Origin of the sequence: Pseudomonas thivervalensis, from assembly GCF_001269655.1 — a bacterium.
In the GTDB taxonomy this organism is placed as follows: domain Bacteria; phylum Pseudomonadota; class Gammaproteobacteria; order Pseudomonadales; family Pseudomonadaceae; genus Aquipseudomonas; species Aquipseudomonas thivervalensis.
Window position 1 is genome coordinate 51,679 of the sequence record NZ_LHVE01000012.1, and the last position, 13,878, is coordinate 65,556.

Sequence of the window (13,878 nt, forward strand, 5' to 3'; positions counted from 1 at the left end):
TATTCGCGTCTGAAAAGTATATTTTTTCAATAGGTTACACATGAATCCTGACATTCCACTGCAACTCCTGGGCGGCATCACGGCACGGGAGTTCCTGCGCGACTACTGGCAGAAAAAACCCCTGCTGATCCGTCAGGCGATTCCTGACTTCCAAAGCCCGATCGATGCCGACGAACTGGCCGGCCTGGCCCTGGAAGAAGAAGTCGAATCGCGCCTGGTGATCGAACACGGCGAGCGCCCTTGGGAACTGCGTCGCGGCCCGTTCGCCGAAGACGAATTCAGCAAGCTGCCGGAGCGCGAGTGGACCCTGCTGGTGCAGGCGGTGGATCAGTTCGTACCGGAAGTCAGCGAACTGCTGGAGAACTTCCGCTTCCTGCCGAGCTGGCGCATCGACGACGTGATGATCAGCTTCGCCGCCCCGGGTGGCAGCGTGGGTCCGCATTTCGATAACTATGATGTGTTCCTGTTGCAGGGCCATGGCCAGCGCAACTGGAAAATCGGCCAGATGTGCGACTCCGAAAGCCCGCTGCTGCAGCACGCCGACCTGCGCATCCTCGCCGACTTCGAAGCTACCGACGAGTGGATCCTGGAACCGGGCGACATGCTCTACCTGCCGCCGCGCCTGGCCCACTGCGGCGTGGCCGTGGACGACTGCATGACCTACTCGGTGGGTTTCCGCGCGCCGAGCGCCGCTGAAGTGCTGACCCACTTCACCGATTTCTTGAGCCAGTTCCTCCCGGACGAAGAACGCTACACCGACGCCGACGCACGCCCGGTGGCCGATCCGCACCAGATCCAGCACGACGCCCTCGACCGCCTCAAGGGCCTGCTGGCCGAGCACATGAGCGACGAGCGCCTGCTGCTGACCTGGTTCGGCCAGTTCATGACCGAGCCGCGCTACCCGGAACTGGTGGTGGGCCCGGAACTGGAAGAAGACGACCTGCTGGCCAGCCTGGAACAAGGCGCCGTGATCATCCGCAACCCAAGCGCGCGCCTGGCCTGGTCGGAAGTCGACGATGACCTGCTGCTGTTCGCCAGCGGCCAGAGTCGTTACCTGCCGGGCAAGCTGCGCGAACTGCTGAAGATGATCTGCGCCGCCGACGCCCTGCACATCGAAAACCTCGGCCCGTGGCTGGCCGACGAAGACGGTCGTGGCCTGGTCTGCGAGCTGGTCAAGCAAGGCAGCCTGGGGTTCGCCGATGAATAAAATCCACGTTCGTGTCGCAGACTGGCAAAAGGATAACGCCGAGATCCGGCGCATTCGTGAGACCGTGTTCATTGCCGAACAGTCCGTCCCGCCCGAACTGGAGTGGGACTCGGATGACCAGGACGCGGTGCATTTCCTCGCATTTGAAGGCGACTTCCCCATCGGCACCGCTCGCCTGCTGACCGATGGTCATATCGGCCGGGTCTCGGTCCTCAAGGACTGGCGCGGCCTGAAGGTGGGCGATGCATTGATGCACGCTGTGATTGCCGAAGCCGAGAAACGCGGGCTCAAGCAACAGATACTCAGCGCCCAGGTGCACGCCACGCCGTTCTATGAGCGGTTGGGGTTTGCAGTGGTCAGCGAGGAGTTCCTTGAAGCCGGGATTCCTCACGTAGACATGGTCCGGCGCTCGGCCTGAATACCGCTGGAAGCAGCAACACACCCTGTGGCGAGGGAGCTTGCTCCCGCTGGGTCGCGCAGCGGCCCCAAAAAAACGAGGGCCGCTGCGCAGCCCAGCGGGAGCAAGCTCCCTCGCCACAAAAGCATCATGCAACAACACCCTGCAACGCTCAAAACGCCCCGCCATCCACCGATGCCGGGGCGTTTTGCCGTCTACCATTCAACTTGCCCCACCCAAGGCCGACAAACTGGCAATATCAAGCCTTTGTCTCACGGAGAAATGGACATGCTTCTACGTACCCTGCTGACCCTTCTGCTGCTGGGTGGCAGCCTGTCAGTCATGGCCGACACGCAAGTCGTGCCGCTGAACTACCGCACCAGCGCCGACCTGTTGCCAGTCGCACAGAATTTCATCGGCAAGGACGGCCAGGTCAGCGCCTACGGCAACCAACTGATCGTCAACGCCGAGCCCGGCAAGATCGAAGAGCTCCGGCAATTCCTCGCCCAGCTGGACACCGCCCCCAAGCGCCTGCTGATCACGGTCGACACCAACGAAAACAACCTGCAGGGCGACCAGGGCTATTCGATCAACGGCGCCGCGCCCAGCCAGACTCGCATCATCAACCGCAGCACCGCCAGCCGTGACGGTGGCGTGCAACAGGTGCAAGCCAGCGAAGGCCAGCCGGCGCTGATCCAGGTAGGCCAGAGCGTGCCGTTCACCAGCAGCCAGAGCGACAACTACGGCCGCCTGCAAAGCCAGACCGAATACCGCAACGTCACCCAGGGTTTCTATGTCACCGCCAGCGTCACCGGCGATACCGTTCACCTGAGCATCAGCACCAACCGTGACCGCATGAGCCAGGAACGTCCCGATGTAGTGAACGTCCAGAGTACCGACACAACTGTCAGCGGACGCCTGGGCGAATGGATCACCCTGGCCGGGGTGAATCGCCAGACCCAGGCCGACAAACAAGGCCTGACCCGCAGCTACTCGACTCAGGGCCGCGATGACATGATTCTGCGGGTCAAGGTCGACACCCTGAACTGAAGCACCAAAAACTGACTGATGAGTCGTATTAGACCAAAGATGTAGTGCTACAAAAAAAGCACTACAAAACGTTTGACGAGCCAAAAAACCGAAGGCATGATGGCCTCGCTCCCGCTAATCAGGGGCCCTGGCAAGGGCCTTCGGGTCGACGCTTGCAACTACCCTGCGAGCCGATTCGTGTCTGTACCGCCCACAAGGTGTGTTTGACGAGGTTGCGACTGGAACGAAGTTGTCCCGAGGGACGGAAGCGTAACTAGGTAACCCGGCATCACTCTGAGTTCGTATGAAAGGCCCACGACGCCCGAATGCGCCCGCAGTTCGCCCCTACCTGCTCACTTTCCCCTCGAGCCCATCGTTCATCCCGTCGCCGCCCCGCCTGAACCGACTTGTACGCCAGCCCCCTGGTCGGCAGGAGCAGGAATTTTCCACCAAGACCTATGCGACGAGGTTTATCTCCATGGCACTGACACGCGAACAGCAAATTGCAGCCCTTGAAAAAGACTGGGCTGAAAACCCGCGCTGGAAAGGCGTGAAGCGCAATTATTCCGCTGCTGACGTCGTCCGTCTGCGTGGCTCGGTTCAACCTGAGCACACCTTTGCGAAACTGGGCGCCGAGAAGCTCTGGAACCTGGTGACCCAGGGCGCCAAGCCAGCCTTCCGTCCCGAGAAAGATTTCGTCAACTGCATGGGTGCCCTGACCGGCGGCCAGGCTGTGCAGCAAGTCAAGGCCGGCATCCAGGCGATCTACCTGTCGGGCTGGCAAGTGGCCGCGGACAACAACTCCGCCGAGTCGATGTACCCCGACCAGTCGCTGTACCCGGTGGATTCGGTTCCAACCGTGGTCAAGCGCATCAACAACTCGTTCCGTCGCGCCGACCAGATCCAGTGGAAAGCCGGCAAGAACCCGGGCGACGAAGGCTACATCGACTACTTCGCGCCGATCGTGGCTGACGCTGAAGCCGGTTTCGGCGGCGTCCTGAACGCCTACGAGCTGATGAAGAGCATGATCGAGGCAGGCGCCGCCGGCGTTCACTTCGAAGACCAACTGGCTTCGGTGAAGAAGTGCGGCCACATGGGTGGCAAGGTCCTGGTGCCAACCCAGGAAGCCGTGCAAAAGCTGACCGCTGCCCGCCTGGCGGCCGACGTTGCCGGTGTACCGACCATCATCCTGGCCCGTACCGACGCCAACGCCGCTGACCTGCTGACCTCCGACTGCGACCCTTACGACCAGCCGTTCGTGACCGGTACCCGCACCCAGGAAGGCTTCTACAAGGTACGCGCCGGCCTCGACCAGGCCATCGCCCGCGGCCTGGCCTACGCCCCGTACGCCGACCTGATCTGGTGCGAAACCGCCAAGCCGGACCTGGACGAAGCCCGTCGTTTCGCCGAAGCGATCAAGAAGGAATACCCGGACCAACTGCTGTCGTACAACTGCTCGCCTTCCTTCAACTGGAAGAAAAACCTGGACGACGCGACCATCGCCAAGTTCCAGCGCGAACTGTCCGCCATGGGCTACAAGCACCAGTTCATCACCCTGGCCGGCATTCACAACATGTGGCACAGCATGTTCAACCTGGCGCACGACTACGCCCGCAACGACATGACCGCCTACGTGAAGCTGCAAGAGCAGGAATTCGCCGACGCCGCCAAGGGCTACACCTTCGTGGCTCACCAGCAGGAAGTGGGCACCGGCTACTTCGACGACATGACCACCGTGATCCAGGGTGGCACGTCGTCGGTGACCGCACTGACCGGGTCCACCGAAGAAGAACAGTTCCACTGATCCTTGTGGTAAACGGCCCTTGCGGACCGAATAAAAGCTAACCGCAAAGCCGACGATCTGAAGCCCCGACTGGTTCGGGGCTTTTTTTTGCCTATGCTTTAGCAGCAATGCCGTCACATGAAATGATTCTGTGGCGAGGGAGCTTGCTCCCGCTGGGCTGTGGTAGGAGCTGCCGAAGGCTGCGATCTTTTGATCTTGATCTTGATCTTTCGCTTTCGACTCAATTGGCTGGGACAAGATCGCAGCCTCGTTGCACTCGTCAGCTCCTACAACGCAGCACGGCGGGAGCAAGCTCCCTCGCCACAAAGATTCAGATAAGCCTTAAGGAAGCGCTCCCACAGGAAAACGTGTGAACTGATGAAAAAATTGATCGAACGCAGTATCAGGCAGTCAGAAAAAGAGTAAAACGGCCGGCGCTGACAACTGCAGTTAACGAGCATGTAAGAAAAGTTCTCAGCCACTGCGCCGCACTATTGATCAAATGCCAGGCCAAACAATAATAATTATCATTTAGCTGGAGCTTTCCTTGTTACAACCTGCACGAAATATTATTGCTGAATAAACGGTCAATGCCCGCCCGGCCGGGGCTGCGGGGTCATGGGGGCGCGCTATGTCCTTATTCCAATAAATAATTTCGCTATAGGAATTTTACTTGCCCGGTGTTTAGCCATAAAATCACCGCGATTGATTGCTGCGACATATCGTCACTGCGTTATTTCATTCAAGCTCAGAGACCTTTGCTCTCTGTTAAGGATTTCCAGCATGTCCGAAGCGACAGGACTCATGGCCCACAACTGGGGCTTTGCCATTTTCCTTCTGGGCGTTGTTGGCCTGTGTGCTTTCATGCTCGGCGTGTCGAGCCTGCTTGGGTCAAAAGCCTGGGGCCGCAGCAAAAATGAACCGTTCGAGTCCGGCATGCTGCCTACCGGTGGCGCCCGCTTGCGGCTCTCAGCCAAATTCTATCTGGTCGCGATGCTGTTCGTGATCTTCGATATCGAAGCCCTCTTTCTCTTTGCATGGTCTGTGTCCGTCCGCGAAAGCGGCTGGACCGGATTCGTCGAAGCACTCGTTTTCATAGCAATTCTGTTGGCAGGTCTTGTCTACCTTTACCGGGTGGGGGCACTTGATTGGGCTCCGGAAGCTCGGCGTAAGCGGCAGGCGAAGCTGAAACAATGAGGCTTTGGCAATGCAATACAATCTCACCAGGATCGACCCCGATGCTCCTAACGAGCAGTATCCGATTGGCAAACGGGAAACCGTCGCCGATCCGTTAGAAGATCAAGTCCACAAGAACATCTTCATGGGCAAGCTCGAAGACGTGCTGAACAGCACGGTCAACTGGGGTCGCAAGAACTCCCTGTGGCCGTACAACTTCGGCCTTTCGTGCTGCTACGTGGAAATGACCACCGCCTTCACGGCGCCCCACGACATCGCGCGCTTTGGCGCCGAGGTGATCCGGGCATCGCCGCGCCAGGCGGATTTCATGGTTATCGCCGGTACCTGCTTCATCAAGATGGCGCCGATCATCCAGCGTCTCTACGAGCAAATGCTCGAACCCAAGTGGGTCATCTCCATGGGTTCGTGCGCCAACTCCGGTGGCATGTACGACATCTACTCCGTCGTTCAAGGGGTGGACAAGTTCCTGCCCGTGGACGTCTACGTGCCTGGCTGCCCACCTCGCCCTGAAGCGTTCCTGCAAGGCTTGATGCTGTTGCAGGAGTCGATTGGCCAGGAGCGTCGCCCACTGTCCTGGGTCGTTGGTGATCAAGGCGTCTATCGCGCCGAGATGCCGTCGCAAAAGGAACAGCGCCGCGAACAGCGTATCGCAGTCACCAACCTGCGCAGCCCCGACGAAGTCTGATCCAGCTCTGTTCCTCTACAAGAAACGAGAACCTGGCTTCATTCTTTACGTTGACCGAAAGCGATAAATAACCATGACTACAGGCAGTGCTCTGTACATCCCGCCTTACAAGGCAGACGACCAGGATGTGGTCGTCGAACTGAACAACCGTTTTGGCCCCGAGGCGTTCACCGCCCAGCCGACCCGCACCGGCATGCCGGTGCTTTGGGTTGCCCGCGCCAAACTCGTCGAAGTCCTGACCTTCCTGCGCAACCTGCCCAAGCCGTACGTCATGCTCTATGACCTGCACGGCGTGGACGAGCGCCTGCGCACCAAACGTCAAGGGCTGCCCGACGGCGTCGACTTCACCGTGTTCTATCACCTGATGTCGATCGAGCGTAATAGTGACGTAATGATCAAGGTCGCCTTGTCCGAGAGCGACCTCAGCGTGCCGACCGTGACCGGCATCTGGCCGAACGCCAACTGGTACGAGCGTGAAGTATGGGACATGTTCGGAATCGACTTCCCCGGCCACCCGCACCTGACCCGCATCATGATGCCGCCGACCTGGGAAGGTCACCCGCTGCGCAAGGACTTCCCGGCCCGCGCCACCGAGTTCGACCCGTTCAGCCTCTCCCTGGCCAAGCAACAGCTCGAGGAAGAAGCCGCGCGCTTCAAGCCTGAAGACTGGGGCATGAAGCGTTCGGGCGCCAACGAGGACTACATGTTCCTCAACCTGGGCCCGAACCACCCTTCGGCCCACGGTGCGTTCCGCATCATCCTGCAGCTGGACGGCGAAGAGATCGTCGACTGCGTGCCGGACATCGGCTACCACCACCGTGGCGCCGAGAAGATGGGCGAGCGCCAGTCCTGGCACAGCTACATTCCCTACACCGACCGCATCGATTACCTCGGTGGGGTGATGAACAACCTGCCGTACGTGCTGTCGGTCGAGAAACTGGCCGGGATCAAGGTCCCGGAGAAGGTCGACGTCATCCGCATCATGATGGCCGAGTTCTTCCGCATCACCAGCCACCTGCTGTTCCTGGGTACCTACATCCAGGACGTCGGCGCGATGACCCCGGTGTTCTTCACCTTCACCGACCGCCAGAAGGCCTATACGGTGATCGAAGCCATCACCGGTTTCCGCCTGCACCCGGCCTGGTACCGCATCGGTGGCGTGGCCCACGACCTGCCGCGCGGTTGGGAAAAGCTGGTCAAGGACTTCGTCGAGTGGATGCCCAAGCGCCTGGACGAATACACCAAGGCCGCCCTGCAAAACAGCATCCTCAAGGGTCGTACCATCGGCGTCGCTGCCTACAACACCAAGGAAGCCCTGGAATGGGGCGTCACCGGTGCCGGCCTGCGTTCCACCGGTTGCGACTTCGACCTGCGCAAGGCGCGTCCGTACTCCGGCTACGAGAACTTCGAGTTCGAAGTCCCGCTGGCGGCCAACGGTGACGCCTACGACCGCTGCATGGTTCGCGTCGAGGAAATGCGCCAGAGCATCAAGATCATCGACCAGTGCCTGCGCAACATGCCGGAAGGCCCGTACAAGGCGGATCACCCGCTGACCACGCCGCCGCCCAAGGAGCGCACCCTGCAGCACATCGAGACCCTGATCACGCACTTCCTGCAGGTTTCGTGGGGCCCGGTCATGCCGGCCAACGAATCCTTCCAGATGATCGAAGCGACCAAGGGCATCAACAGTTATTACCTGACGAGCGATGGCGGCACCATGAGCTACCGCACCCGGATTCGCACCCCAAGCTTCCCACATCTGCAGCAGATCCCTTCGGTGATCAAAGGCAGCATGGTCGCGGACATGATTGCGTACCTGGGTAGTATCGATTTCGTTATGGCCGACGTGGACCGCTAAGCATGAACAGCACGCTTATCCAGACTGACCGTTTCGCCCTGAGCGAAACCGAGCGCTCGGCCATCGAGCACGAGCTGCATCACTACGAAGACCCGCGCGCGGCGTCGATCGAAGCCCTGAAGATCGTCCAGAAGGAACGTGGCTGGGTGCCCGATGGCGCGCTCTACGCCATCGGCGAGATCCTCGGCATCCCGGCCAGCGACGTCGAAGGCGTGGCCACCTTCTATAGCCAGATTTTCCGCCAGCCAGTGGGCCGTCACATCATTCGTGTCTGCGACAGCATGGTCTGCTACATCGGCGGCCACGAATCGGTGGTCGGCGAACTCCAGAGCAAGCTGGGCATCGGCCTGGGCCAGACCACCGCCGACGGCCGCTTCACGCTGCTGCCGGTGTGCTGCCTGGGCAACTGCGACAAGGCACCGGCGCTGATGATCGATGACGACACCTTCGGTGACGTCCAGCCTGACGGCGTCGCCAAACTGCTGGAGGGCTACGTATGACCCTGACTTCCTTCGGGCCCGCCAACCGCATCCAGCGTTCGGCCGAAACCCATCCCCTGACCTGGCGTCTGCGTGACGACGGCGAAGCGGTGTGGCTGGACGAATACCAGGCCAAGAACGGCTATGCCGCCGCGCGCAAGGCATTCGCCGACATGGCCGGCGACGACATCGTCCAGACCGTGAAAGACGCCGGCCTCAAGGGCCGTGGCGGCGCGGGCTTCCCCACGGGGGTGAAGTGGGGCCTGATGCCCAAGGACGAATCCATCAACATCCGCTACCTGCTGTGCAACGCGGATGAAATGGAACCCAACACCTGGAAGGACCGCATGCTGATGGAGCAACTGCCCCATCTGCTGATCGAAGGCATGCTGATCAGCGCCCGTGCGCTGAAGACCTACCGTGGCTACATCTTCCTGCGCGGCGAGTACACCACCGCCGCCAAGCACCTGAACCGTGCCGTGGAAGAAGCCAAGGCCGCGGGCCTCCTGGGCAAGAACATCCTGGGCAGCGGCTTCGACTTCGAGCTGTTCGTCCACACCGGTGCCGGACGCTACATCTGCGGTGAAGAAACCGCGCTGATCAACTCCCTCGAAGGCCGCCGCGCCAACCCACGCTCCAAGCCGCCCTTCCCTGCCGCCGTCGGCGTGTGGGGCAAGCCGACCTGCGTGAACAACGTCGAGACGCTGTGCAACGTGCCGGCGATCATCGCCGACGGCGTGGACTGGTACAAATCCCTGGCCCGCGACGGCAGCGAAGACATGGGCACCAAGCTCATGGGCTTCTCCGGCAAGGTCAAGAACCCTGGCCTGTGGGAATTGCCGTTCGGCGTCACCGGTCGCGAGCTGTTCGAAGACTACGCCGGCGGCATGCGCGACGGCTACACGCTCAAGTGCTGGCAGCCTGGCGGCGCCGGCACCGGGTTCCTGTTGCCGGAACACCTGGACGCGCAAATGTACGCCGGCGGCATCGCCAAGGTCGGCACCCGGATGGGTACTGGCCTGGCCATGGCGGTGGACGACAGCGTCAACATGGTCTCGCTGCTGCGCAACATGGAGCAGTTCTTCGCTCGCGAATCCTGCGGTTTCTGCACCCCTTGCCGCGATGGCCTGCCCTGGAGCGTCAAGCTGCTGATGGCCATCGAGAACGGCGAAGGCCAGCCCGGCGACATCGAGACCCTGCTGGGTCTGGTGGGTTTCCTCGGCCCAGGCAAGACCTTCTGTGCTCACGCACCGGGTGCCGTGGAGCCGTTGGGCAGCGCGATCAAATACTTCCGCCCTGAATTCGAGGCCGGCATCGCGCCAACCCGCGCGGGCGACCTCAATCAGGTGGTCACGCCGACCATGGTCGGCGCGTAACGACGCTTTAACAGGCGCAGGGTCCGTGCCCTGCGCCTTTCGTCCGATGACGCCTTTTACCCAGGCTGTTTGGATTCGGACGAATGACAAGATTCCATTAGCCACGCCCGCTGACACCGGGCCAACGAAGAACTTTGAACCATGGCCACTATCCACGTAGACGGCAAAGAGCTCGAAGTCGATGGCGCAGACAACCTGTTACAGGCATGTCTGTCGCTGGGCCTCGACATTCCTTATTTCTGCTGGCACCCCGCCCTTGGCAGCGTTGGCGCTTGTCGCCAGTGCGCGGTCAAGCAGTACACCGATGAAAACGACAAGCGTGGTCGGATCGTCATGTCCTGCATGACCCCCGCCACCGACGGCAGCTGGATCTCCATCGACGACGAAGAAGCGAAAGTGTTTCGCGCCAGCGTCGTCGAATGGCTGATGACCAACCACCCTCACGACTGCCCGGTCTGTGAGGAAGGCGGCCACTGCCACCTGCAAGACATGACCGTGATGACCGGCCACAACGAGCGCCGTTATCGCTTCACCAAGCGCACCCACCAGAACCAGCAACTGGGCCCGTTCATCTCCCACGAGATGAACCGCTGCATCGCCTGCTACCGCTGCGTGCGCTTCTACAAGGACTACGCCGGCGGCACCGACCTGGGCGTGTTCGGCGCCCACGACAACGTGTACTTCGGTCGCGTTGAAGACGGCACCCTGGAAAGCGAGTTCTCCGGCAACCTCACCGAGGTCTGCCCGACCGGTGTGTTCACCGACAAGACGCACTCCGAGCGCTACAACCGCAAGTGGGACATGCAGTTCTCGCCGAGCATCTGCCATGGCTGCTCCAGCGGCTGCAACATTTCCCCGGGCGAGCGCTACGGCGAGCTGCGTCGCATCGAAAACCGCTTCAACGGTTCGGTCAACCAGTATTTCCTGTGTGACCGGGGCCGTTTCGGCTATGGCTACGTCAACCGCAAGGACCGCCCACGCCAGCCGCTGCTGGCAGGCGGCGCCACGCTGAGCCTGGACGAAGCGCTGGACAAGGCCGCCGAGCTGCTGCGCGGACGCAACATTGTCGGCATCGGCTCGCCACGGGCCAGCCTGGAAAGCAACTACGCCCTGCGTGAGCTGGTCGGCGCCGAACACTTCTACAGTGGCATCGAAGCCGGTGAGCTGGAACGCATCCGCCTGGTGCTGCAAGTGCTCAAGGACAGCCCGCTGCCCGTGCCGACGATGCGCGACATCGAAGACCACGACGCGGTGTTCGTCCTTGGCGAAGACCTGACCCAGACCGCCGCCCGCATGGCCCTGGCCCTGCGCCAATCGGTCAAGGGCAAGGCCGAGGACATGGCCGACGCCATGCGCGTGCAGCCATGGCTCGACGCCGCCGTGAAGAACATCGGCCAGGACGCGCTGAACCCGCTGTTCATCGCCAGCCTCGCTGAAACCAAGCTCGACGACGTGGCCGAAGAATGCGTCCACGCCGCCCCGGACGACCTGGCCCGCATCGGCTTCGCCGTGGCGCACGCCCTGGACGCCAGCGCCCCGGCCGTCGACGGCCTGGACAGCGAAGCCGCCGCCCTGGCCCAACGCATCGCCGACGCCCTGCTGGCGGCCAAGCGCCCCTTGATCATTGCCGGCACCTCCCTGGGTTCCAAGGCCTTGATCGAAGCCGCCGCCAACATCGCCAAGGCCTTGAAGCTGCGCGAGAAGAACGGTTCCATCAGCCTGATCGTGCCGGAAGCCAACAGCCTCGGCCTGGCCATGCTCGGTGGCGAATCGGTCGATGCAGCCCTGCAAGCCGTGATCGACGGCAACGCCGACGCCATCGTGGTGCTGGAGAACGATCTGTTCACCCGCACTGACAAGGCCAAGGTCGATGCTGCGTTGAACGCCGCCAAGGTGGTGATCGTCGCCGACCATCAGAAAACTGCCACCACCGACCGCGCCCACCTGGTGCTGCCGGCAGCGAGCTTCGCCGAAGGCGACGGTACGCTGGTCAGCCAGGAAGGTCGCGCCCAGCGCTTCTTCCAGGTGTTCGACCCGACTTACCTGGACGCCAGCATCCTGGTCCACGAAGGCTGGCGCTGGCTGCATGCCCTGCGCGCCACCCTGCTGGACCAACCGATCGACTGGACGCAACTGGACCACGTCACCGCCGCCGTCGCTTCGAGCAGCCCGCAACTGGCTCGCATCGTCGATGCCGCGCCATCGGCCGCGTTCCGCATCAAGGGCCTGAAGCTGGCCCGCGAACCGCTGCGCTACTCCGGTCGCACCGCGATGCGCGCCAACATCAGCGTCCACGAACCCCGGACCTCCCAGGACAAGGACACCGCGTTCTCGTTCTCCATGGAAGGTTACTCGGGCTCCGCCGAACCGCGCTCGCAAGTGCCGTTCGCCTGGTCGCCGGGCTGGAACTCGCCGCAAGCCTGGAACAAGTTCCAGGACGAAGTCGGTGGTCACCTGCGTGCCGGTGACCCGGGCACCCGCCTGATCGAAAGCCAGGGCGATGGCCTGGGCTGGTTCGCCAGCGTTCCGCGCGCCTTCAACCCGGCGCCGGGCACTTGGCAGGTCGTGCCGTTCCATCACCTGTTCGGCAGCGAAGAGAACTCTTCCAAGGCCGCACCGGTGCAGGAACGCATCCCGGCCGCCTACGTGTCGCTGGCCAAGTCCGAAGCCGACCGCCTGGGCGTCAACGACGGTGCCCTGCTGAGCCTGAACGTCGCCGGCCAGACCTTGCGTCTGCCGCTGCGCATCAATGAAGAACTGGGCGCCGGCCTGGTGGCCCTGCCGGCTGGCCTGGCGGGTATTCCACCGGCGATTTTCGGCAAGACTGTCGACGGTCTGCAGGAGGCAGCGCAATGAGCTGGTTCACCCCTGAAGTGATCGCTGTGATCCTGACGGTCCTCAAGGCCATCGTGATCCTGCTGGCCGTGGTGGTCTGCGGCGCGTTGCTGAGCTTCGTCGAACGTCGCCTGCTGGGCTGGTGGCAGGACCGCTACGGTCCGAACCGCGTCGGTCCGTTCGGCATGTTCCAGATCGCCGCCGACATGATCAAGATGTTCTTCAAGGAAGACTGGACACCACCGTTTGCCGACAAGGTGATCTTCACCCTGGCACCGATCGTGGCCATGAGCGCCTTGCTGATTGCCTTCGCGATCATCCCGATCACCCCGACCTGGGGCGTGGCGGACCTGAACATCGGCCTGCTGTTCTTCTTCGCCATGGCCGGCCTGTCGGTGTACGCGGTGCTGTTCGCCGGTTGGTCGAGCAACAACAAGTTCGCCCTGCTGGGCAGCCTGCGGGCCTCGGCCCAGACCGTGTCCTACGAAGTGTTCATGGGCCTGGCGCTCATGGGCATCGTGATCCAGGCCGGCTCGTTCAACATGCGCGACATCGTCGAGTACCAGGCCCAGAACCTGTGGTTCATCATTCCGCAGTTCTTCGGTTTCTGTACCTTCTTCATCGCTGGCGTGGCCGTGACTCACCGTCACCCCTTCGACCAGCCGGAAGCGGAGCAGGAACTGGCCGACGGTTACCACATTGAATATGCCGGCATGAAATGGGGCATGTTCTTCGTCGGTGAATACATCGGCATCATCCTGATCTCGGCGCTGCTGGTAACGCTGTTCTTCGGTGGCTGGCACGGTCCGTTCGGCATCCTGCCGCAACTGTCCTTCGTCTGGTTCGCGCTGAAGACCGCGTTCTTCATCATGCTGTTCGTCCTGCTGCGCGCCTCGATCCCGCGCCCACGCTACGACCAGGTGATGGACTTCAGCTGGAAATTCTGCCTGCCGCTGACCCTGATCAACATGCTGGTGACCGCTGCGATCGTTTTGATGAACGCGCCTGCGGCCGCGGTTCAGTGAGGATTTG

The 13,878-nt window shown here is 61.9% G+C and carries 11 protein-coding genes; all 11 read left to right on the forward strand.

Annotated features, from left to right (window positions below; translation table 11 throughout):
- Positions 1–40: 40 nt before the first annotated feature.
- The 11 genes from AD659_RS16580 to nuoH all read left to right on the forward strand — a co-directional run bounded on the left by AD659_RS16580 (position 41) and on the right by nuoH (position 13,871).
- Positions 41–1,207, forward strand: coding sequence for a ribosomal protein uL16 3-hydroxylase (locus AD659_RS16580; protein ID WP_053123196.1), 1,167 nt, complete (start codon positions 41–43; stop codon positions 1,205–1,207).
- Positions 1,200–1,625 (forward strand): GNAT family N-acetyltransferase, encoded by a 426-nt coding sequence (locus tag AD659_RS16585; RefSeq protein ID WP_053123198.1) that lies wholly within the window; start codon positions 1,200–1,202, stop codon positions 1,623–1,625. Before AD659_RS16580 ends, AD659_RS16585 begins: the two co-directional genes overlap by 8 nt.
- Positions 1,626–1,892: 267 nt before the next feature.
- A complete protein-coding gene (locus AD659_RS16590; protein WP_053123200.1) occupies positions 1,893–2,654 on the forward strand; it encodes a secretin N-terminal domain-containing protein in 762 nt (253 codons plus the stop codon).
- Positions 2,655–3,111: 457 nt separating this feature from the next.
- Complete coding sequence (gene aceA, locus AD659_RS16595; protein WP_053123202.1) at positions 3,112–4,437, forward strand: isocitrate lyase; 1,326 nt, start codon at positions 3,112–3,114, stop codon at positions 4,435–4,437.
- 762 nt (positions 4,438–5,199) lie between these two features.
- Positions 5,200–5,613 carry an NADH-quinone oxidoreductase subunit A gene (locus tag AD659_RS16600; protein WP_003203367.1) on the forward strand — a complete coding sequence of 138 codons (414 nt, stop codon included), beginning with the start codon at positions 5,200–5,202 and terminating at the stop codon, positions 5,611–5,613.
- Positions 5,614–5,623: 10 nt separating this feature from the next.
- Positions 5,624–6,298 (forward strand): NuoB/complex I 20 kDa subunit family protein, encoded by a 675-nt coding sequence (locus tag AD659_RS16605; RefSeq protein WP_030141322.1) that lies wholly within the window; start codon positions 5,624–5,626, stop codon positions 6,296–6,298.
- Between the two features lie 73 nt (positions 6,299–6,371).
- The gene (gene nuoC / locus AD659_RS16610; protein WP_053123204.1) at positions 6,372–8,156 is read left to right on the forward strand and encodes an NADH-quinone oxidoreductase subunit C/D; all 1,785 of its coding nucleotides are present in this window, start codon (positions 6,372–6,374) and stop codon (positions 8,154–8,156) included.
- 2 nt (positions 8,157–8,158) lie between these two features.
- Positions 8,159–8,656 (forward strand): NADH-quinone oxidoreductase subunit NuoE, encoded by a 498-nt coding sequence (gene nuoE / locus AD659_RS16615; protein WP_053123206.1) that lies wholly within the window; start codon positions 8,159–8,161, stop codon positions 8,654–8,656.
- The gene (nuoF, locus tag AD659_RS16620; protein WP_053123209.1) at positions 8,653–10,011 is read left to right on the forward strand and encodes an NADH-quinone oxidoreductase subunit NuoF; all 1,359 of its coding nucleotides are present in this window, start codon (positions 8,653–8,655) and stop codon (positions 10,009–10,011) included. Before nuoE ends, nuoF begins: the two co-directional genes overlap by 4 nt.
- A gap of 141 nt (positions 10,012–10,152) precedes the next feature.
- Positions 10,153–12,867, forward strand: coding sequence for an NADH-quinone oxidoreductase subunit NuoG (nuoG, locus tag AD659_RS16625; protein WP_053123211.1), 2,715 nt, complete (start codon positions 10,153–10,155; stop codon positions 12,865–12,867).
- Positions 12,864–13,871 (forward strand): NADH-quinone oxidoreductase subunit NuoH, encoded by a 1,008-nt coding sequence (nuoH, locus tag AD659_RS16630; protein ID WP_053123213.1) that lies wholly within the window; start codon positions 12,864–12,866, stop codon positions 13,869–13,871. Before nuoG ends, nuoH begins: the two co-directional genes overlap by 4 nt.
- The last annotated feature ends 7 nt before the right edge of the window (positions 13,872–13,878 follow it).